Here is a 20,396-nt window from a genome sequence, read left to right as displayed (position 1 = left end):
TCGTCATCCTCGCCAGAAATCCGCGCGGGCGTCAACAGGCCCCGCGGCTCGTACACCTCGCCGGATGCGGTCGTTCAAGTGCAGTCGAACTGACGTTGAACGGCTCGCGGCTTTCTTCGTCTTCCCGTTTACGGGTACTGTCGGCGCTCGTCAGCCATCAACGGAAATGGATAAGGGTGATGAGCGCAACCGTGCTCGGCAACGGTGATTCCGGACCGGGGGATCGGCCCCCGATACCCGAGGAGATCGCCGAACTGACCGACCCGAGTAATCGGATAGACCCCTATCCGTTGCTGAACAAGCTGCGCGACCGCTCGCCCTATTCACCGTTCGACGGGCTCGTCGTGGTGGGACGGCACGCGCAGACGTCGGAGGTGCTGCGCGACCCGACGATGAGCGCCGCCCGCGACAAGGCCACCATCTCCCCGACCGCGCGCGGGCCGCGCACCAGGAACTTCCTCCATCTCGACCCGCCGGAGCACACCCGCTACCGGCGGCTGGTCTCCGGCGCGTTCGCGCGCCGGAAGATGGAGAGCCTGGCACCGCAGATCCGGGAGAACGCGACGGAGCTGCTCAGGTCCGGCGCCGCGTCCGGCACCATCGACGTCATCGAGGACCTGGCGTACCCGCTGCCCCTGCGGATGATCTGCGAACTGCTGGGCGTGCCGTACGAGGACCGCGACCGCATCAAGGACTGGTCGGCCATCCTCGCCGAATCGCTCGACCCGCAGTTCGGCGCGTCCGCCGGACGGATGACCCGCGAGACGGCACGGGCCCGCGCCGCCTTCGTCGGCTATTTCCGCGACCTGGTGGAACTGCGCCGCGCCGAACCCCGCGAGGACCTCATCTCGCACCTCCTCCAGGCCGAGGTGGACGGAGAACAGCTCGACGACAGCGACATCCTGGCGACCTGCGTCCTGCTGCTCAACGCCGGGCACGAGACCACCGCGAACCTGATCGGCAACGCGATCCTGGCGCTGCTGCGGCATCCCGAGCAGTACGAGAGGCTGCGCGCCGACCCGACGCTGGCCGCCGCCACCGTGGAGGAAGTTCTCCGCTACGACGCGCCGGTGCAGATGACCGCCCGGGTGGCGCGGCAGCCCGGCACGATCGGCGACACCGAGCTACGGCCCGGCGACACGATCCTGCTGCTGATCGGGGCCGCCAACCGCGACCCCGACGTGTACCCCGATCCCGCGCGGTTCGACATCGACCGCGTCCACGGGACACCGCACCTGGCGTTCTCGGCGGGCGCGCACTTCTGCCTCGGGGCGCCGCTGGCCCGGCTGGAGGCGACCATCGCGCTCGAACTCTTCGGCACCCTCATGCGCGAGCCCCGGCTGCGTCCGGACGGCGTCGCCTACAAACCCAACCTGAACCTGCGCGGGCTGGCGCGCCTCCCGGTCGACGTCGACGGCGTCGGCTCCCGGTGAGCGCCGCGCCCGCCGCCGGAGGACGTTCCCATGAAGGATGGCCAGCCCATGAAATACGGCCTGACCGACGCCCCGGACCTGGTGACGCTGTTCCGTGACCGCGTGGCGGCCGAGCCGGACACCGAGGCCATCGCGTTCCTCGCCGACTCGTCCGACCTGTCCGGAGGGCTGGTGCGCTGGTCGTACGCGCGGCTCGACGCGGAGGCGCGGGGCCGCGCGGCCTGGCTGGGGGAGCATCTCCCCCGGGGTTCGCGCGTGCTGCTGCTCCATCCCGGCGGGCTGGAGTTCGCCGCCGCGCTGTTCGGCTGCCTGTACGCGGGGATGATCGCCGTCCCGGCGCCGCTTCCGGGCCGCTACCGGCATCACCGCAGGCGGCTCGCCGCGATCGCCGAGGACTCCGGCGCCGCCGCGATCCTGACCACGGCCAAGGAACTGCCCGAGGTGCGGGAGTGGATGGCGGACGTCGGCGTCGCCGCGATCCCCGTCGTCGCGGGCGACGAACCCACGGACACGGACCCGCCGTCCCTGGCCGATCCGGTCGCGCTCGACCGGACGACGACGGCGCTGCTCCAGTACACGTCCGGGTCGACGGGCGCGCCCAAGGGCGTCGTCGTCCGGCACGACCAGTTGCTGTTCAACGCCGCCGAGGGCATGCCCGCGCTGCGCTGGCACGGACGCGCGGGCGGCTGGCTGCCGCTGTACCACGACATGGGTCTCAACCAGCTGATCTGGCCGTTGCTGCATGGCGACGGCTGCGTGCTGATGGACCCGATCGCGTTCGTGCGGCGGCCCGTCAGCTGGCTGCGGCTCATCGACGCCCACGACATCAACATGTCGTTCGCGCCCAACTTCGCGTTCGAGCTGTGCGTACGGAAGGTCCGCGACGAGGACGCGGCGGCGCTGGACCTGTCCCGCTGGCATCTGGCGGGATGCGGCTCCGAACCCATCGACCCGACGGTCCTGACCGCGTTCGCCGCCAAGTTCGCCGTCTCCGGTTTCCGCGCGGAGGCACTCGCCCCCGTCTACGGCCTGGCCGAGGCGACCGTGTACGTCTCCGGCCACCCCGGCAGGCCGCCCGTCACACACCGGGTGGACCTCGACGCGCTGGCGCGCGGCGCGTTCGTCCCGGCGGCCTCCGACGACCGGCAGGCCCGCGAGGTCGTCAGCTGCGGGCCCCCCACCGGCGCGTGCGAGGTACGGGTCGTCGACCCCGAGACACGCGAGGAACTACCCGAAGGGCAGCTCGGCGAGATCTGGTTGCGCGGCCGGAGCATCTCCCCCGGCTACTGGCGGCGGGACGACGAGAACGCCGAGGTGTTCGGCGCCGTCACCGCCACCGGCGAGGGCTGCCACCTGCGCACCGGCGACCTCGGCGCCCTGTACGAGGGCGAGCTGTACGTGCACGGACGGATCAAAGACATGATCATCGTCCACGGCCGGAACGTCTACCCCCAGGACATCGAGCAGGAGCTGCGCGCCCAGCACCCGGAACTCGGCAAGGCGGGCGTCGTGTTCGGCGGACCCGGCACGGTCGTCGGCGCCGAAGACGAGGCGTCGGCGGTCGTGGTCACGCACGAGGTGTCGAAGGTGCCCGCCGACCGGCTGCCCGCCCTCGCCGCCGAGATCCGCAACACCGTGGGACGGGAGTTCGGCATCAGCGTCACCGCCGTGGCCCTGCTCAAGCCCGGCGCCGTCCTGCGGACCACGAGCGGCAAGGTCCGCCGCTCCGCGATGCGCGACCTCTTCCGCGAGGGCCGCCTGACGGCCCTCTACCAGGATCCGCAAGGCGTAAAGGACTCTCATGGCTGACTCCAGGACGGACGACTTCCACACCGACGAACTCCAGGACTGGCTGTGCGCCTACCTGGCCGCCGAGCTGAGGCTGCCGGTCGGGTCGATCGACCCGGGCGAACCCATGGCCACCTACGGCCTGGACTCGGTGCGCGCCATCACCCTGCTCATCGAGGTCGAGGACCACGTCGGCTTCGAGATCGACCCCAACGCGCTGTGGGAGTTCCCCACCGTGGCGTCCTTCACCGAACTCCTCATCGGCCACCTGAACCAGGCCGAGGGGAGCCCGCTCGGCTGACCCGGCCGCACGCCGAGGGACCAACCGGCCGAGACACCAGCCAAGCGACCGAATCGAGGGGTTTCGTGGCCATGATGGGCGGCCCGCGCATGGGCCCGATGCCCCCGGGCATCGACAAGTCGATCACCAGGCAGAAGGTCAGGCGCGGGACGGTGCGCCGCATCGCCCCCTACGCCCTGCGGTACCGCTGGTCGCTGGCGGTCGTCATGCTGGTGACGGCCGTCAGCGCCACCATCACGGCCGTGAGCCCGCTGCTGCTCAAGATGATCATCGACGACGGGATCGCGCGGGACAACAGGCACGTGGTCGTGGGCCTGGCCCTGATCATCACCAGCCTGGCCCTGGTGGACGCGATGGCCATCTTCACCCAGACCTGGTACTCCGGGAGGGTCGGCCAGGGCATCGTCTTCGACCTGCGCCGCAAGGTGTTCGAACACGTCCAGCGGCAGCCGCTCGCGTTCTTCACCCGCACCCAGACCGGGTCCCTGGTCAGCAGGCTCAACACCGACGTCGTCGGCGCGCAGCAGGCGATCACGACCCTGCTGTCCCAGACGGTGGCGACGATCCTGACGCTGGTCCTCGTGCTCGCCATGATGTTCTACCTGTCCTGGCAGATCACCCTGGCGGCGCTGGCGATGATCCCGTTCTTCCTCCTGCCCGCCAAGCTCGTCGGCAAGAGGTTGCAGCGGCTCACCCGGGAGGGCATGAACCTCAACGCCGACATGGGCTCCATGATGAACGAGCGGTTCAACGTGGCGGGCGCGACGCTGGCCAAGCTCTACGGACGCCCCGACGAGGAGGCCGACCGGTTCGCGAGCAAGGCGGGCCGGGTGCGCGACATCGCCGTCATGTCGGCCGTGTTCGGACGCATGCTCTTCATCATCACCACGCTGATCACCGGTGTGACGACCGCGCTGGTCTACGGCCTCGGCGGTCTGCTCACCATCGACGGCACCCTCAAGATCGGCACGCTGGTGGCCATGGTCACGCTGCTCCTGCGGCTCTACGGCCCCCTCAACCAGCTCACCAACATGCACGTCAACGTCATGATCGCGCTGGTCAGCTTCGACCGGGTCTTCGAGGTGCTCGACCTGAAACCGCTCATCGACGAACGCCCCGAGGCCCGGCCGCTGCCCAGGACCGACGGCACGGCCCCCGACATCGAGTTCGACCAGGTCTCGTTCCGGTACCCGTCCGCCGGCGAGGTGTCCCTGGCGTCCCTGGAGTCGATCGCGCTCCGCGCACCGGAACGCGCCGACACGACCATGGTCCTGGACGGCGTCAGCTTCCAGGCCCCCGCCGGAAAGCTGACCGCCCTGGTCGGCCCGTCAGGCGCGGGCAAGACGACGATCACCAACCTGGTCCCCCGCCTCTACGACCCGACCACCGGAACAGTTCGCGTCGGCGGCCACGACATCCGAGACCTGACCCTGCGCTCCCTGCACGACACCGTCGGCATCGTCACCCAGGACGCGCACCTGTTCCACGACACGATCCGCACCAACCTCCTCTACGCCCGTCCGGACGCCGACGAGAAGGACCTGGTCGAAGCCTGCGAGGCGGCCCGAATCTGGGAGACGGTCTCGTCCCTCCCGGACGGCCTGGACACCGTCGTCGGCGACCGCGGCCACCGCCTGTCCGGCGGCGAGAAACAACGCATCGCCCTCGCCCGCCTCCTGCTCAAATCACCGCCGATCGTCGTCCTGGACGAGGCCACCGCCCACCTGGACTCCGAATCAGAGGCCGCGATCCAACGCGCCCTCAAAACCGCCCTGTCGGGGCGCACATCCCTGGTCATCGCCCACCGGCTGTCCACGATCCTCGAAGCCGACCAGATCCTTGTCCTGGAGAACGGCCAGATCCGCGAGCGCGGAACCCACGACGAACTCCTCACCGCCGAAGGGCTCTACTCCGACCTCTACCGCACCCAATTCGCCCCCCAACCCCTGAACGGCACCCCCACCGCCACTCGTTCGTGACGACGCCGGGCCGTCAAGGCAAGTTGATCAGCGGCCGGTAAGTGGGCGCCTTTCAGGTTCCCACTTACCGGCCGCTTTTGTGATCGAGCGGAATTCAGTTATCAGGAGATGGAGATGTTCGTCAGGTCAAGGTAATAAGTCCGCTGGGCCTCCCAGTGCACCGAGAGTCCGAACGAGACGTAGAGGGAGGTGAGGTCGTGGACGTCGACGGTCTTGTCGAGGGTGTACTGCGTCCAGCCCGCCTCGACGACGGGACCCAACTCGGACGTCAAGGTTGGGTGGCGTCAACGCGATGAGTTCGCGGAAGCCCGCAGGTCTACATCCCCGACCGAGACGACCGACTCATCGGAGTAGAGCATGGGCCTCATCGAGATAGAGATGTTCGCGACCCTCGACCTCGTCGCGCAGGCGCCCGGTGGCCCCGAGGAGGATCCGCTGGGGTTCTCGTTCGGCGGGTGGCAGGCGCCCCTGATGGACGAGGTCACCGGGGCGCAGATCGGCGCCGCGTACGAGGGGACGGACGCCCTTCTGCTCGGTCGCCGCACCTACGACATCTTCGCCGCCTACTGGCCGCACCAGGGGGGCGGCCAGGACAACCAGATCGCCACGCTGTTCAACAGCATCCCGAAGTACGTGGCGTCCCGGGGCAAGCCGGACCTGTCGTGGGCCGGGTCCTCGCAGCTCGGCCCGGATCTGGCGAGCGCGGTGCGGGAGATCCGGGACCGGCACGAGCACGTGAAGGTCGTCGGGAGCCTGAACCTGGTGCAGTCCCTGCTGCGCGAGAAGCTCTTCGACCGACTCGACCTGTGGGTGCATCCGATCGTCCTCGGCGAGGGGAAGAAGGTGTTCGGCGGCGGCGAGGTACCGACGAACGTCACGCTCCTCCAACCGCCGGTGGCGAGCCCGACGGGCACCGTCCACCTGCGCTACGGGCTCGCCGACGGCACGCCCGGGACGGGAGACATGAGCGCACCCGATCGCGGACGCGACGCCTGAACGTCACCGGTCTGGTCGGCGGCGAAGGATCGCCCAGCGGCCGACCAGACCACAGGCGAACATGAGCGGGCCCGCGAGCAGTGACTGCCAGGGCAGGGTGGCCACCAGGACGAGACATCCCGCCACGCCGAGCAGGTTGAGGCCGCGCGGCCAGCGCCGGTCGGCGGCGGGCTGGGTGAACGCGGCGGCGTTGGCGATGGCGTAGTAGACCAGGACGCCGAAGGACGAGAACCCGATCACGCCGCGCAGGTCGGTGGTGGCCGCCAGGGCGCTGACCACGACGGCCAGGGCGATCTCCGCGTGGTGCGGGACGCGATGGCGCGGGTGGACGGCGGCGAGCCACCCGGGCAGGTCGCCGTGCCGGGCCATGGCGAGGCTGGTGCGGCCGATCCCCGCGATCAGGGCCAGCAGCGCCCCCAGCGACGCGAGCGCGGCGCCCACCCGGACGACCGGTGTCAGGGCGTCGGCGCCCGCCGCGTCCACGGCGGTCGTCAGCGGCGCGGTCGCACCGGCCAGAAGGTCGGGCCCGGCGGCCAGCAGCGCCGAGAACCCGACCGTCAGATAGATCACCACGGTGATCAACAATGCGATCGGGATCGCGCGGGGAATGGTCCGGCGCGGGTCGCGCACCTCCTCGCCCATCGTGGCGATGCGGGCATAACCGGCGAAGGCGAAGAACAGCAGCCCGGCCGACTGGAGGATGCCGTAGCCGCCGCCGGTCCCCAGTGCCGTCCACCCGCCCAGCCGGGACGTCCCGGCGTCGCCGCCCAGGGCGATGCCCGCGACCACGACGGCCAGGGCGGTCAGGCTCGTGGCGACGAGCACGCGGGTCAGCATGACCGTCTTGGTCACGCCCCGGTAGTTGAGGGCGGCCAGCCCCAGCACGGCCCCGACGGCGACGGCGCGCCGCGCCCACCAGGGATCGGGAACAGCGTAGGAGGCGAAGGTGAGCGCCATGGCCGCGCACGAGGCGGTCTTGCCCACCACGAACCCCCACCCGGCGGTGAAGCCCCACCAGTGGCCGAGGCGTTCCCGGCCGTAGATGTAGGTGCCGCCGGACGTCGGGTAGGCCGCCGACGAGGCCTTGCGTGAGATGAAGTCCCGGGGGGCCTGGCGGAAGGCTAGGCCGGGCGTCCGAAGCGGAAAGGCACCAGGGTGGTGCCGTGGTCCTCGCCGACGATCTCGGCCGCGACCAGGTCACCCGCGTGGACGCACAGGGTCGCGGCGCTGTGTGACACGGCGAAATGGAAGTTGGGCAGGTCGGCCGCCCGGCCCAGCACTGGTAGGCCGTCACGGGGGATGGGTCGTTCGCCCACCCGAACGCTTTCCACAGTGGCGGCCTGAACACCCGGATACAGCGCACGGGCCGCCTCCAGCACTTTTTCCACCGCCGACTGGTCAACCGTGATCTCGCCGGTGTCGGATACGTGCGCCGCGCCGTCCACCTCAGGGGTGTGCAGAAGGAGCCGTCCGGCACCATCTGGACGGAGGTGGACGTCAGGGGCGTGGATGACCCGGGAGAGTGAAACCGCGACCGGTGACGTGTAGACGAGCACGCCACGGGTGTTGCGCATCGGCAGGGTCAGACCGGCGAGTTCGGCGACCGCGCCCGCCTGCGGGCCCGCACAGTTCACGACCGCGTCGGCGGGGAGTTGCCGTCCCGAGGCGAGATGGACGGTGCGCACCATCCCGCCGGTCACGTCCATGCTGGTCACGGCGTCGTCCCGGACCAGCTCCGCGCCTTCGGAAAGAGCGCGGGAGAGCAGATGGGCTATCAGGCGGGTCGGCTCGACCCAGCCTTCTCGTGGGAAGTAGGCGATTTCGTCTGCTGGTAAGGCGGCGGGGTCGATGTCGGGTTCCAGGTCGAGGGCCTGCGCGCGGTCGAGCCAGCGTGCCTCATAACCGTAGTTCAGGACACCGGCGACTTTGGCGCGCAACTGTTCGCGTCCGGTGTGGTCGGCCCACTCCAGGTTGCCGCCCTCGTGGTACCAGTCGCCGTTGGCTTCGGCGGCGAGTCGGCGGTGGGCGTCCATGCCCGCGACGCAAAGGTCGTGGTAGGTCCGTGGCTGCTTGCCGCAGGAATTGGTCCAGGAGAACGTCGCGCCCGAGGTGCCGCCCGCCGGGGAACCGGCGTCCACGACGACTACCCGGGCGCCCCGCCGCGTCAGCGACGCGCTCACCGACGCGCCGTAGACACCGCTGCCGACGACCACCACATTCGCCACCATGCCAATCACCTTCCCCCGAGAAATCGCCCGACGCAACGAAGCGCCGGAAGCGGTCAAAGACTCGGTGAGAGCGGTGATGTTGTGCGATGGCGGGCGGGCCGCGCCGCCCCGCCCGCCTGGACATGGGGGGTCAGACGCCGGCGTAGGAGTGGAGGCCCGAGCCCCAGATGTTGATGCCGATCAGGTTGATCATCAGGCAGGCGTAGCCGGCGATGGCGATCATGGCGGAGCGACGGCCACGCCAGCCGGCGGTGGCCTGGGCGTGGAGGTAGGCGGCGTACACGACCCAGGTGATGAAGGCCCAGACCTCCTTGGGGTCCCAGCCCCAGTAGCGGCCCCAGGCGCTGTCGGCCCAGATGGCGCCCGCGATGATGGCGAACGTCCAGATGGGGAAGGCGAAGACGATCGTCTGGCGGCCGAGCCGTTCGAGGGACGCGGCCGACGGGAGCCGGGTCGCCAGGGCCGCGAGCGTCGAGAGGCCGGACGTCGACTTCGTGGTGGCGTTCCTGCCGCGCTCGCTGCCCCGGTAGAGGGACAGGGCGGTCAGTGCGGTGGCCACGGTGAACGAACCCGTCGCGATGATGGCGGCCAACACGTGGATGGCCAACCAGTACGACTGGAGGGACGGCTGAAGCGCGCTGACCGGCGTGTACAGGGCCGTGGTCGCCATGCCCATGCCGAGCACGGCCGGGAACATGACGAAGACGCCGAGGTAGTACGCCCGGTAGCGCGTGAACAGCACCAGCAGCGCGGTGACCGCGGCGAAGACGACCGCGCACACGAACTCGTACATGTTGGCCCACGGCGGACGGTCCGCGGCGAGCCCGCGTGTGGTGAGCGCCGCCATCTGGACAAGCCAGCCCACGATGGTGAGCCCGAGCGCGTACTTGCTCAGGGAGTCGGCGTTGAACATCCCGGCCCGCTGCGGTGGTTCCGCAACGCGGGCGGGTGGTGCGGGTGTTTCGGCGGGTGTCTCGGTGATTCCCGCTCCCACTCCGACGAGGACGCGCTCGACGGTCCGCGCCGCCGGAGCCTCGACCTTGGTCGTCTCCCTGGTGCGGCGGTAGGCGAGGACTGCGGCGAACGCCAGGGCGGCGAACAGGTAGATCGCGGTGGCGGCGTTGGTGAGGTCGTCGCTCAGCGTCGCCAGGGTCGTGTCGGGCGGCATGGAGTCTCCTGTGCGGTCATCGATCAGGCGGCACCACGATACAGACAACATGTATCTACGCAATGTAGTACCCATGTGTTGCGATCAAAAGCACGGTCACGGGAGACCGTCGGCGCTGGTCAGCGCGCGACGTACCGAACGGGCACGAACGGCGGGTCGCCTACGATGCAGAGCGTGCCTCGAATCTCCGGTTCCCTCGACGAACACCGCGCGGCCATGCGCGAACGCATCCTGATCGCGGTGCGCGAGATCATGACGGCGGACGGCGTCGACCGGCTCTCCATGGCCGAGGTCGCGGGGCGCGCCGAGCTCAACCGCAGCGTCGTCTACAACTACTTCCCGGACGTCCGGGCACTGCTGATCGCGCACGCCGAGTACGAGACGACCCGGTTCACCGAGGAGCTGAACCGCGCCCTGGAACCGGCGACCACGCCGATCGAACGGATCGTCGTCTACGTGCGGCGGCAACTGGCCGACTTCGCCGCCTACCCGCAGCCCGCCGGTCCCGAGCTGGCGACGCTGCTGGGCCCCGACGGCTACCGGCAGATGCACGCGCACGTCAGCCCACTGGGGCAGCTCCTCACCGAGATCATCGCCGATGGCGTGGAGGGCGGGGAGTTCGCACCGTGCGACCCGACGGCGACCGCGCATCTGATCCACGCCTGCCTCGGCGCGGAGCGCTACCCGCTGGGCCAGGGAACCCGGGACGTGGACGAGACCACGGCGCGGGTCACCACGTTCGTGCTCCGGAGCCTGGGCGCCGACCCGTCCTGAGAACCCGCCCGGACGGCTCTCCGCCGGAGCTTCCGAACCCGCGCCACGATGCGCACTACGGTTTGTGGTATCACTCTGACCGCGCTGCGGCCCAGGGCCCGCTGGACAATGAGACGGACCACTTCAAGATCGGCACCAGGTTGCTGATCGTGCTCGTCGCGCTGGTGCTCATTGGACGTGACATTCGGAAGGCCGGGGAATCGCTTCTCCGGCCGTAGCGAAAATCACCGTCCGGGACGGAAGGCCGCACGGATGTGCGGCAGTGGTGGTCATCTACGGCAGCCACCCCCGAGAACACGGCGCGACCTACGCCTTCCCCGCAAGGGTTTCCGCCCTGTGCCAGGCCATATGGCCCTATCGCCATTCGACTGATCAAGTATTGATCCGGCCCCTCGCTTCGCCGGACGCATTGCCTATGCGCTGACCGGCGGGTATACACAAAGGAAGGGGTCACGACAAGGTCGATGACAGAAGGTTGACTCGGGGATGCGAAGAGTGGTCGTCCAGAGCGAGTATGGCGAAGGCGCGGGCCGGATCTGACGGGTAGGGCGGGGGCATCGTGCAGACGGGCGACCATCGTGGTGTGCGGCATGCGGCCGGACGTTTATCCCGGACCCGCCGGTACGGCCTGGTCCTTCGGGAGGACGCATGGCCGTGCGCCTGATCGTCCACGACCAGCAGCCGCTCACGCTACTGGGCGTCCGCGCCATCCTCGAAGCGGAACGTGACATCGAGGTCATCCGGGAGACCCGCGACACCCATCAGCTCGTCGCGCTGTCGCGCGAGCACGGCCCGGACGTGGTCCTCGTCGGCCTCCCGTTGCCGGACACCGACCTGCTCGACCTGGTCAGACGCATCCTGCGCGACGGCACCGGCTATGCCCCCGGGGTCGTGATGATGACGACGCCCACCCATGAGGACTCGCTGCTCGACGCGCTGCGCGCCGGGGTGCGCGGGGTCGCGAGCAAGGAGAGCCCGCCGTCGGAGCTGGTCCGCACGATCCGCGCGGTCGCGGCGGGCGGGGCGGTGCTGACCTCGACGATGACGCGGCACCTGCTGGACTGGGCGTCCCGGGTGCCGGTCGCCTCCACGGTGCGGACCTCGGTCGTCGACGCCCTGAGCCGCCGCGAACGCACCGTGCTGGAGCTGGTCTCCAGCGGGATGTCGGACGAGGAGGTCGCCGCCGAACTGCACGTCTCCACGGCGACCGTGCGGTCCCACATCCACCACATCACGTCCAAGCTCGGCATGTCCGGACGCGCGCAGGCCGTCGCGTTCGCCTACCGGCAGGGCCTGGTGGTGGAGGCGCCCACCGGCGCGTGACGGCCGCCGTCCCCCGCGTCACCCTCGGTGTGCGCCCATGTCATTCTCCGGCCGCCAATTGCCGCTCACTCTCTATTGCGAATAATTCGCAAATACGTTAGAGATGCATATGTACCGCACCACCGGCGTGGTGCGCGCGTTCGGCCGGACGCGGCGCTTTACTTCGCTCAGCAGGGCGAGTGCGGGGCCATTCCACCGATGTTGATCGGCATCCGGTTCGCGCTCCACCCGTGCGGAACGCGACCCGGTCTGAACCGGCCTCCCGTTGAGGAATCCCGGCCCCCGGTCCACGGCGATTCGCGGGCGTCTCCACGGCGATTCATTTTCGTCCTCCAAAGATCAATATTTGATGGAAGACAGATGATCGCGGGCAAGATTACTATGACGAAGTCGCCTTCGCAGGCGAACGAAAAAACTGACGGGGTGAATGGCTAAAATTGTGAAAACGGGATCATGTATGGACGGCGTTCCGCCACGTCCGACTTCACTGGAATCCCCACTCACCACTGATCCACGATGGGCCGGGACCGGCCTCGCGCCGGGCCCCGCGCCCGGTCTCGCGCCCGGCTTCGGCCCGGTCGGGAGACCGGCCGCGTCCAGGGCGTCCGTCGACCGGACGGAGCTGACGCTGCGGCGCCTGCACCGGTCGATAGCGCCCCGGTTCGCCCGCGCCGAACCGCGTGACCGCGCCTTCGCCTTCCTGCGCGGAATGGTCTGCTCGGCCGAACGCAGGAACGGTCGGCGGCTGGCCCAAAACGCGGGAGAGACTCGGCCGGACGGTATGCAACGGCTGCTGACCACGGCGCAGTGGAGCGCCGACGCGCTCCGCGACGACCTGCGCGGCATCATCGTCGACCATCTCGGTGACGCCCGCGCGGTCCTGGTACTGAACGAGGCCGGATTCAGCAAGAAGGGCAATCGTTCGGTCGGCGTCCAATCGCAGTTCTCGCAATCGTCGGGCGGCGTGGAGAACTGCCAGGTCGCCGTGTTCCTGACGTACGCGGCGCCCCGCGCGCAGGCCATCGTCGACCGCGAGCTGTACCTGCCGCCGCCCTGGGCGCGGGACCCGGCGAGACGCGGCCGTGCCCGGGTGCCCGTCGACGTGCCGTACCGCGACAAGGGGCGGCTCGGCTGGGAGATGATCCGCCGTGCCCTGGCGGCGCGAACGCCCGCGTCCTGGGTGGCGGCCGAATGCCCGTACGGTCATGACGTCGAGCTGCGTCGGCGGCTCACCGAGAGCGGCGTCCCGCACGTGCTCGGGGTGGCGGCGCGGGAGCGGCTGCGGCTGCCGCTGGACGGCCGGACGGTCCAGGCCGTCCCCGAGGAGATCATCGCGGGCATCCCGCCGCACGACTGGCTCCCGACCCCGGACCACGACGACCCGGTGCGGCGCAGCAGCGTCTGCTACTCGGCGCGCGCCCTGCTCCAGCGCGGGGAGGACCGGCGTCCCGCGCAGTGGCTGCTGGTCCGCCGGGACATCCGCCACACCCGCGCGTACCTCTGTTCGGCTCCCGCGTCCACGTCCCTGCGCGAGCTGGCGGACGTGGCCCGCCGGGCGGAGCAGGCGCCGTCGTGCGTGGAGTCCGCCCGGCACGAGGTCGGCCTGGACCACTACGAGGTCCGGCTCTGGCGGGCCTGGTACCGCTACATCACGCTCGCGCTCCTCGCGCACGCCTGCGTGACCCTGGCCAGCGACGACGCCTCACCCGTGACCACCGCCACGCTCCTGGGAGGGACCCGTCTTGGCTGAGATCACCGACCCGAGACTCCGGCGCGGGCTGTGCGAACAGCTCCGCCACTACCGCGAACTGCGCGCCGAGCTGGGCTCCGACCGGGCCCGCGAGGCGATGGTCGAACCGCAGACCGAGAAACAGGCGGCGCGCCTCGGGCCCGCCGTGGAGGCCGACTCCCTCGCCGAGGGCATGGCGCGCGCCCTGCCCTGGCTGGAGGCCGCCGGGCTGGTGCACGAGGTCGTCGACGACTCCCGTCCGGGCGAGGACGCGGCCATCGAGATCGCGCTGACCTGCACCTGCGTCACCGCCGCCGAGGACCTCGGGCTCGGCGCGGACGACACCGAACCCCTGCTCTGCGACCTCGAACTGGAGGCGACCCGGCGGGCGTTCCCGCGCCTGCGCGTCCAGCCGCTGGCCCGGCGCGCCGAGGGGGACCGGGTCTGCGTCTTCCGCTACTCCCGCGAAGCACCCGACGAAACGGAAACACCGGAAACACCGGAAACACGCCATCTGGAGGAGACACCATGAAGTTCGACCTGACCATCCCCCGCCGGCTCGGCTGGTGGGCGCGGGCGGGCATCGCCGGGATCGGCGGGCTGGCCGCGACCGTCGCGACCGCGGGCGACATGCGCGCGGGCATCCTCGCCGCGCACCTGCCCGTCGTGCTGACCGCCATCAACAAGGACGCGCTCACCGCGCCGAAGCTCCCCGACGGAAAGGTGTCGTTCGCCTTCTACGGGGTCATCGACGAGGCGGGCGAGACGCGCACCGTCCAGGCGGACCTGGACGAGGACGACGTCCTGTACGTCGAGATGCTCATCCCGAAGCTCCCGCCCGAGACCGACATCCCGCCGGAGAAGCTCCCCGAGCTGGCCCTGGTGTCCCCCACGGGCGAACGGCAGGTGTTCACCGCCAACCGCAGCGAGACGTTCGACGAGCCGTACACGAACACCTCGTACATCAGCTACAGCGTGGGGCGCATGTCGGCCGAGCCCGGCACCTACACGATGGAGATCACCGGGGCGGTCCCCGCCCGGTTCGTCCTCGCCGTCGGCGAGGAGGAGCGGCCCGGCGAGGTCGTCAAGGGGCACATCGCCGAGATCTCCGACGTGCACGAGTGGTACAAGACGCCGCCCGGCGCGGACGCGAACAAGTAGGCAAGCACACATAACGCAGGGAGCGGCGCGATGGACCGGATGGAGCGTTCGGAACAGCTGTGGGGCCGCGCGCGGCGGGTCATCCCGGGCGGGGTCAACTCCCCCGTCAGGGCCTTCGGGGCCGTCGGGGGCGTCCCCCGGTTCGTGGCCTCGGGACGCGGACCGTACCTGGTCGACATCGACGGCAACGAGTACGTCGACCTGGTGTGCTCGTGGGGCGCGGCACTGCTCGGGCACGCCCATCCGGTCATCGTGGAGGCGGTGCGCAACACCGCCCTGTGGGGGACGTCGTACGGCGCGCCGACCGGCGAGGAGGTCGAGCTGGCCGAGGCGATCGTGCGGCGCGCCCCCGTGGAGAAGGTGCGGCTCGTCAGCTCGGGCACCGAGGCGACGATGACGGCGATCCGGCTGGCCCGCGGCTTCACCGGACGGACGAAGCTGGTGAAGTTCGCGGGCTGCTACCACGGCCACTCCGACGGGCTGCTGGCGGCGGCGGGCTCCGGCGTCGTCACGTTCGGCCTGCCGGACTCGCCGGGCGTCCCGGCGGCGACAGCGGCGGACACGATCGTCCTGCCCTACAACGACCGCGCGGCCGTGGCGGACGCCTTCGCGAGCCACGCCGGGCAGATCGCGTGCGTCATCACGGAGGCGTGCCCGGCGAACATGGGCGTCGTCCCGCCGCGCCCCGGGTTCAACGCGCTGCTGCGCGACCTGTGCCGCCGCGACGGCGCCCTGCTCATCATGGACGAGGTGCTGACGGGCTTCCGGGTGTCGCCGTCCGGCTGGCACGGGCTCGACCCGGTCGACGCCGACCTGATGACGTTCGGCAAGGTCATGGGCGGCGCGCTCCCCGCCGCCGCGTTCGGCGGCCGGGCCGACGTCATGGACGCCCTGGCCCCGGCGGGCCCCGTCTACCAGGCGGGCACCCTGGCGGGGAACCCGCTCGCCACCGTCGCCGGGCTGATGACGCTCCGGCAGGCCACCGCCGACGTCTACGCCCATCTCGACCAGGCCTCGGCGACGCTCGCCACGGCCGTGACGGAGGCCCTGGACAAGGAGGGCGTCGCCCACCGGCTGCAACGGGGCGGCAACCTGTTCTCGGTGTTCTTCGGTGGCGACGCCGACGTCCACCACTACGAGGGCGCGCGCACCCAGGACACGGCACGGTACGCGGCGTTCTTCCACGCCGCGCTCGACCACGGCGTGTATCTGCCGCCGTCCGGGTTCGAGGCGTGGTTCGTGTCGTCCGCGCACGACGACGCCGCGCTGGAGCGGGTGGTCGACGCCCTGCCGTACGCGGCCCGTGCGGCCGCGCAGGCAGGGTGACGCACCATGGGTCAGTGCTCGGCGGTCTTTTCGAGCGGCGTCCCGGACGACTTCCCGGCAGGTTTCCGGATCCCGGCGTCGCGGGGCAGCCGCAGGCTCATCAGGAACCCGGCGAGCATGAACAGCGCCGTCAGGAAGGTGACCGTGCGGGCGGCCCGCGTGAGCGCGTCCTCGGCCTCGGACGCCGCCACGGCGGTCTCGGGGTCCTTCCGCAGGCGCGGGATCTCGGCGCCGAGGCTGTCTCGGACGGTCTCCGAAACGCTCTGCCGCGTCTGCGGCGACAGGTTCTTCAGGGAGTCGAGCCGGTCGTCCACGGTGGTGCCGAGCACGGTGACCAGGACGGCGCCGAGCACCGCGATGCCCAGCGCTGACCCGAGGAGCCGCGTGGTGTTCTGCGCCCCGGACGCCTGCCCGGACCGTTCGACGGGAACGTCCGCCAGCACGATGTTCGACAGCTGGGCGCTGGCCAGACCGACGCCCACCCCGTACACGAAAAGCAGCAGATACATCGACCACAGGCGTCCGGACGGGCCCATCACGACACCGATCGCCGCGATCGAGAGCGTCTCCAGCAGCAGCCCCGCCAGGACGACCTTCCGTGGCCCGTGCCGCTGGGTGAGCGGACCGGCGCCGGGCCCCGCCAGCAGCGACCCGAGCGCCAGCGCCAGGATGACCAGCCCGGCGCGCAACGGGCTCAGCCCGAGCGCGCCCTGGAGATACAGCGGCAGGACGAAGACCAGCCCGAACTCGGCGAGGCCCACGATGGCGATCGCCGCGTTGCCGATCCGGAAGCTCGGGATCGCGAACAACGTGACGTCCAGCAATACGGGTTGGCCGCGCAGTCGCCGCCGCCGCGTCGCCACGACGAACAGCCCGAGGAAGAGCACGCCCGCCGCCGCTGCGAGCAGGATGCCCAGCTCCGTCCAGCCGTAGTGCTGTCCCTCGATCAGCACGAGGACCAGCGCGGCGAACCCGGCGCTGGCCGACAGCGTGCCGACGGCGCCGGTGCGCAGGGCGGCCCGGTCGTCCCGGCTCTCCGGCACCCAGAGCGCGGTGCCGACCAGCACCAGTAACCCGAGCGGCACGTTGACGACGAAGATCCAGCGCCAGCTGTAGGCGTCGGTGAGCCAGCCGCCGAGGACCGGGCCGATCGCCACGGTGCCGCCGATCGCGGCGCCCCAGATCCCGAACGCCATCGCCCGGTCGCGGCCACGGAACGCCGTGTTGATCGTGGACAGGGTGGCGGGCAGGATCATCGCCGCCCCGACGCCCTGGAGCACGCGGCCGCCGAGCAGCGTCGTGCCGCCCTGCGCCTGGCCCGCGAGCGCGCTGGCGGCGATGAACGTCAGCACTCCCGCGCCGAAGAGGCGGCGGTGCCCGAGGACGTCGCCGAGCCGTCCCGCGAGGAGCAGCAGGGCCGCGAACACCAGCATGTACCCGGCGTTGACCCACTCGGCGACGGTGGCGGTGATCCGCAGGTCGGTGATGATGGTGGGCAGGGCGACGTTGACGATGGCCCCGTCCACCATGATCAACGAGATGCCGACGCTCAGCGTGGCCAGGCACAGCCAGCGGTGCGCGGGAGCGGTGGATGAGGGGTCGCGGTCGCCGGACACTCCTGCCCTCCAGGGGGGACGACGGCGACCCGCGAAAGGGAGCGTCCCGGGCTCACGCCTGCGCGGATGTCCGGGCCACTCCCTCCAGACGCGGTTCGCCGGAATGGGGATCATCAGCCGGTCAGGTCTGCGGTGACGTCCGCGGCGACGCGGCGGGCGTCGCGGACGCAGTCATTGATACCCACCCCGTGGTAGGTGTTCCCGGCCACATGGAGACCTCCGCTCGCGGCGACGTCGCGCAGCACGTCAGCGACCCGGCGGACATGGCCCACCGGATATTCGGGGATGGCCCGGCGCCACAGATGGTCGAACGCGAACACCGGCTCCCCGTGGACGCCGAAGATGTGCACCAGGTCCTGGTGCACCATGCGGACGGCCTCGTCCTTGGACAGGGCGGAGAACGCCGGGTCCTGCATTCCCCCGGCGAGCGTGCGGATCAAGACCATGTCGTCGGGCGCCTGCTCGGGGAAGATCGTGGACGTGTGGATGCTGGCGAGGATGCGGGTCCGGTCGGTGGGGATCGTCAGGAACCCGATGCCGGTCGGCTCGTTCCGGACGTCCGCGCGCCGGTACGCGAGCGCGACGACCCGCACGTCCGGATGCGGGACGGCCGCCAGCACCGACGCCGCGTCCGGCACATGCGGCTCCAGGAATTCGGCGGCGGTGTACGACGGCAGCGCCAGCACGACGTGGTCGGCCTCAAGGGTGCCGCCGTCCTCCAGCACGACCCGCCAGCGGCGAACGTCCTCGGACCTGCCGCGTTCCTCTGTGAGGGGCCGACCCCCCGCACCCCCCGGAACCGCCCTTTCCAACCGGGCCGCCCGGGTCGAGAGCCGGATCTGACCGGCGAGCGCCTTCTCCAGCGCGTCGATCAGCCGTTGCATGCCGTGTCCGCGGAACGTGTGCAGGCGCATGCCGAACTCGCCGAACTTGGGGAGGCGCGGAACGTAGAAGCGTCCGGTCTGCGTCCCGCGCAGTTGGACGCGCAGCGCGCCGAGCAGGATGCTCCCGTACTTCTCCTCCAGATACCGGACGTACGGAAACTTGGCGTCGATGCTGAGCCGCCGCGCGTCGCCACCGGTGACCCCCAGGACGGCGGGGACGGCGAGCGTCCGGGCCAGCTCCCAGCCGAAGCGCCGCGCGGTGAACTCGTACACCGGCTCCTCGCGCATGTCGCGGGCGATGAACGGTTCGGCGGCCACCCGCAGCTTGCCGCGCAGCGACAGCAGTGGGCTGCGCAGGAACTCGCGCGGCGTCGTCGGCAGCGTCAGAAGTTCCCGGTCGTCGCGGAGCAGTAGCAACTTCTGCGCCTCGTCGGTGGCGAGCATGAGTTCGTTGGTGAGGTCCAGTTCCTCGGCAAGGTCGCCGACGCCGCCCGGTCCGTACACGACGAAACCGTGCGGGCCCGTGTCGACCGTGAAGCCCTCCTGCTGGTACGAGCCGACGATGCCGCCGACCCGCTCCGAGCCCTCCAGCACGGTGACGGAACGTCCCGGCGACTGCTTGGCGATCTGGTACGCGGCGGTGAGCCCGGTGATCCCGCCGCCGATGACCACGACGTCGTGCGATCCGTTGGGCGCGCTCATGACAGCCTCCTCGCGGCCTCGACGGCCCAGTAGGTGAGGACGATCGACGCGCCCGCCCGGCGGATGGACGTGAGCGTCTCGGTGATGGCCCGCTCCCGTTCGATCCAGCCCCGCGCGGCGGCGGCCTCGACCATCGCGTACTCGCCGGACACCTGGTAGGCGGCGACCGGCACGTCCACGTCGTCGGCGGCGCGGCGGACGATGTCCAGATACGCCATCGCGGGTTTGACCATGACGATGTCGGCGCCCTCGGCGACGTCGAGCCGGACCTCGCGCAGTGCCTCCACGGTGTTGGCGGGGTCCATCTGGTAGGTCTTGCGGTCCCCGGTGAGGGACGAGTCGACCGCCTCGCGGAACGGCCCGTAGAAGGCGGACGCGTATTTCGCCGCGTAGGCGAGGATCGACACGTCGGTGTGTCCGGCGGCGTCCAGCGCGGCACGGATCGCGGCGACCTGGCCGTCCATCATTCCGCTGGGGCCGACCATGTGCGTGCCCGCGTCGGCGAGCGCGACGGCCATGCGCGCGTAGCGGTCCAGCGTGGCGTCGTTGTCGACGCGGCCGTCGCCGGTGAGGACGCCGCAGTGGCCGTGGTCGGTGAACTCGTCCAAGCACAGGTCGGCCATGACGATGGTGGCGTCCCCGACTTCGGAGACAAGGTCGGCTACGGCGACGTTCAGGATCCCGTCGGGGTCGGTGGCGGCCTCGCCGACCGGGTCCTTGTGCGCGGGAATGGCGAACAGCATCAGCCCGCCGACGCCCGCCTCGACCGCCTCGCGGGCGGCCTTGCGCAGCGAGTCGCGGGTGTGTTGCACGACCCCGGGCATCGACGTGACGGGGACGGGTTCGGTGGCGCCCTCCTTGACGAACATCGGCAGCACGAGGTCGGCCGCCGACAGCCGCGTCTCGGCGACGAGACGACGCAGCGGGGCGGTGCCGCGAAGCCGACGCGGCCGGATACGAACGGGTGTGGTCATGTGCGGGTCCTCCG

18 protein-coding genes are annotated in these 20,396 nt (G+C 70.7%); 11 read left to right on the top strand and 7 right to left on the bottom strand.

All coding sequences use genetic code 11. From position 1 onward, the window contains the following. Positions 1-179: 179 nt before the first annotated feature. The 4 genes from ABD808_RS23325 to ABD808_RS23310 all read left to right on the top strand — a co-directional run bounded on the left by ABD808_RS23325 (position 180) and on the right by ABD808_RS23310 (position 5,501). Positions 180-1,433, top strand: coding sequence for a cytochrome P450 (locus ABD808_RS23325; protein ID WP_344900130.1), 1,254 nt, complete (start codon positions 180-182; stop codon positions 1,431-1,433). Positions 1,434-1,463: 30 nt separating this feature from the next. After that, entirely contained in the window at positions 1,464-3,242 is a 1,779-nt protein-coding gene (locus tag ABD808_RS23320) for a fatty acyl-AMP ligase (RefSeq protein ID WP_344900128.1), read from the top strand. Continuing rightward, positions 3,235-3,522: an acyl carrier protein gene (locus ABD808_RS23315; RefSeq protein WP_344900126.1), complete on the top strand. Its 288-nt coding sequence runs from the start codon at positions 3,235-3,237 to the stop codon at positions 3,520-3,522. The genes ABD808_RS23320 and ABD808_RS23315 overlap by 8 nt, the downstream gene beginning before the upstream one ends. 89 nt (positions 3,523-3,611) lie before the next feature. Continuing rightward, positions 3,612-5,501 carry an ABC transporter ATP-binding protein gene (locus tag ABD808_RS23310; RefSeq protein ID WP_344900124.1) on the top strand — a complete coding sequence of 630 codons (1,890 nt, stop codon included), beginning with the start codon at positions 3,612-3,614 and terminating at the stop codon, positions 5,499-5,501. Positions 5,502-5,602: 101 nt separating this feature from the next. Here the strand turns inward: ABD808_RS23310 and ABD808_RS23305 are convergent, their stop codons facing one another. Next, positions 5,603-5,773, bottom strand: coding sequence for a hypothetical protein (locus ABD808_RS23305; protein ID WP_344900122.1), 171 nt, complete (start codon positions 5,771-5,773; stop codon positions 5,603-5,605). Positions 5,774-5,858: 85 nt separating this feature from the next. Here ABD808_RS23305 and ABD808_RS23300 point away from each other — a divergent pair, with 85 nt between their 5' ends. Then, positions 5,859-6,497: a dihydrofolate reductase family protein gene (locus tag ABD808_RS23300; protein ID WP_344900120.1), complete on the top strand. Its 639-nt coding sequence runs from the start codon at positions 5,859-5,861 to the stop codon at positions 6,495-6,497. A 3-nt stretch (positions 6,498-6,500) separates the two neighbouring features. Here ABD808_RS23300 and ABD808_RS23295 read toward each other — a convergent pair whose 3' ends face one another. From ABD808_RS23295 to ccsB, 3 genes are all read right to left on the bottom strand, one after another. Then, a complete protein-coding gene (locus tag ABD808_RS23295; protein ID WP_344900187.1) occupies positions 6,501-7,592 on the bottom strand; it encodes an APC family permease in 1,092 nt (363 codons plus the stop codon). A 26-nt stretch (positions 7,593-7,618) separates the two neighbouring features. Further along, positions 7,619-8,725: an NAD(P)/FAD-dependent oxidoreductase gene (locus ABD808_RS23290; RefSeq protein WP_344900118.1), complete on the bottom strand. Its 1,107-nt coding sequence runs from the start codon at positions 8,723-8,725 to the stop codon at positions 7,619-7,621. A gap of 130 nt (positions 8,726-8,855) precedes the next feature. Further along, on the bottom strand, positions 8,856-9,893 hold the full coding sequence (gene ccsB, locus ABD808_RS23285; protein WP_344900116.1) for a c-type cytochrome biogenesis protein CcsB: 1,038 nt from the start codon (positions 9,891-9,893) through the stop codon (positions 8,856-8,858). Between the two features lie 174 nt (positions 9,894-10,067). Between ccsB and ABD808_RS23280 the strand changes: the two genes are divergently transcribed. The 6 genes from ABD808_RS23280 (at position 10,068) to hemL (ending at position 16,206) form a co-directional block, all read left to right on the top strand. After that, positions 10,068-10,667, top strand: a complete 600-nt coding sequence (locus ABD808_RS23280; RefSeq protein WP_344900114.1) for a TetR/AcrR family transcriptional regulator — start codon at positions 10,068-10,070, stop codon at positions 10,665-10,667. A gap of 648 nt (positions 10,668-11,315) precedes the next feature. Further along, a complete protein-coding gene (locus tag ABD808_RS23275) occupies positions 11,316-11,990 on the top strand; it encodes a LuxR C-terminal-related transcriptional regulator (protein WP_344900111.1) in 675 nt (224 codons plus the stop codon). 457 nt (positions 11,991-12,447) lie between these two features. Beyond that, positions 12,448-13,740, top strand: coding sequence for an IS701 family transposase (locus tag ABD808_RS23270; protein WP_344900109.1), 1,293 nt, complete (start codon positions 12,448-12,450; stop codon positions 13,738-13,740). Beyond that, a complete protein-coding gene (locus tag ABD808_RS23265; RefSeq protein ID WP_344900107.1) occupies positions 13,733-14,251 on the top strand; it encodes a helix-turn-helix domain-containing protein in 519 nt (172 codons plus the stop codon). Before ABD808_RS23270 ends, ABD808_RS23265 begins: the two co-directional genes overlap by 8 nt. Then, the gene (locus tag ABD808_RS23260) at positions 14,248-14,880 is read left to right on the top strand and encodes a hypothetical protein (protein WP_344900105.1); all 633 of its coding nucleotides are present in this window, start codon (positions 14,248-14,250) and stop codon (positions 14,878-14,880) included. The genes ABD808_RS23265 and ABD808_RS23260 overlap by 4 nt, the downstream gene beginning before the upstream one ends. 30 nt (positions 14,881-14,910) lie before the next feature. Beyond that, positions 14,911-16,206 (top strand): glutamate-1-semialdehyde 2,1-aminomutase, encoded by a 1,296-nt coding sequence (gene hemL / locus ABD808_RS23255; RefSeq protein WP_344900103.1) that lies wholly within the window; start codon positions 14,911-14,913, stop codon positions 16,204-16,206. An 11-nt stretch (positions 16,207-16,217) separates the two neighbouring features. Here the strand turns inward: hemL and ABD808_RS23250 are convergent, their stop codons facing one another. The 3 genes from ABD808_RS23250 to hemB all read right to left on the bottom strand — a co-directional run bounded on the left by ABD808_RS23250 (position 16,218) and on the right by hemB (position 20,382). Further along, a complete protein-coding gene (locus ABD808_RS23250) occupies positions 16,218-17,822 on the bottom strand; it encodes an MFS transporter (RefSeq protein WP_344900101.1) in 1,605 nt (534 codons plus the stop codon). A 113-nt stretch (positions 17,823-17,935) separates the two neighbouring features. Beyond that, the gene (hemG, locus tag ABD808_RS23245; protein WP_344900099.1) at positions 17,936-19,408 is read right to left on the bottom strand and encodes a protoporphyrinogen oxidase; all 1,473 of its coding nucleotides are present in this window, start codon (positions 19,406-19,408) and stop codon (positions 17,936-17,938) included. Continuing rightward, a complete protein-coding gene (gene hemB, locus ABD808_RS23240) occupies positions 19,405-20,382 on the bottom strand; it encodes a porphobilinogen synthase (RefSeq protein WP_344900097.1) in 978 nt (325 codons plus the stop codon). Before hemB ends, hemG begins: the two co-directional genes overlap by 4 nt. Positions 20,383-20,396 lie beyond the last annotated feature (14 nt).

It is taken from the genome of Actinomadura meridiana, from assembly GCF_039537545.1.
Lineage (GTDB): Bacteria > Actinomycetota > Actinomycetes > Streptosporangiales > Streptosporangiaceae > Spirillospora > Spirillospora meridiana.
The sequence above is the reverse complement of the archived record's forward strand: the minus strand, read 5'-3'. Positions and strand labels throughout refer to the sequence as shown.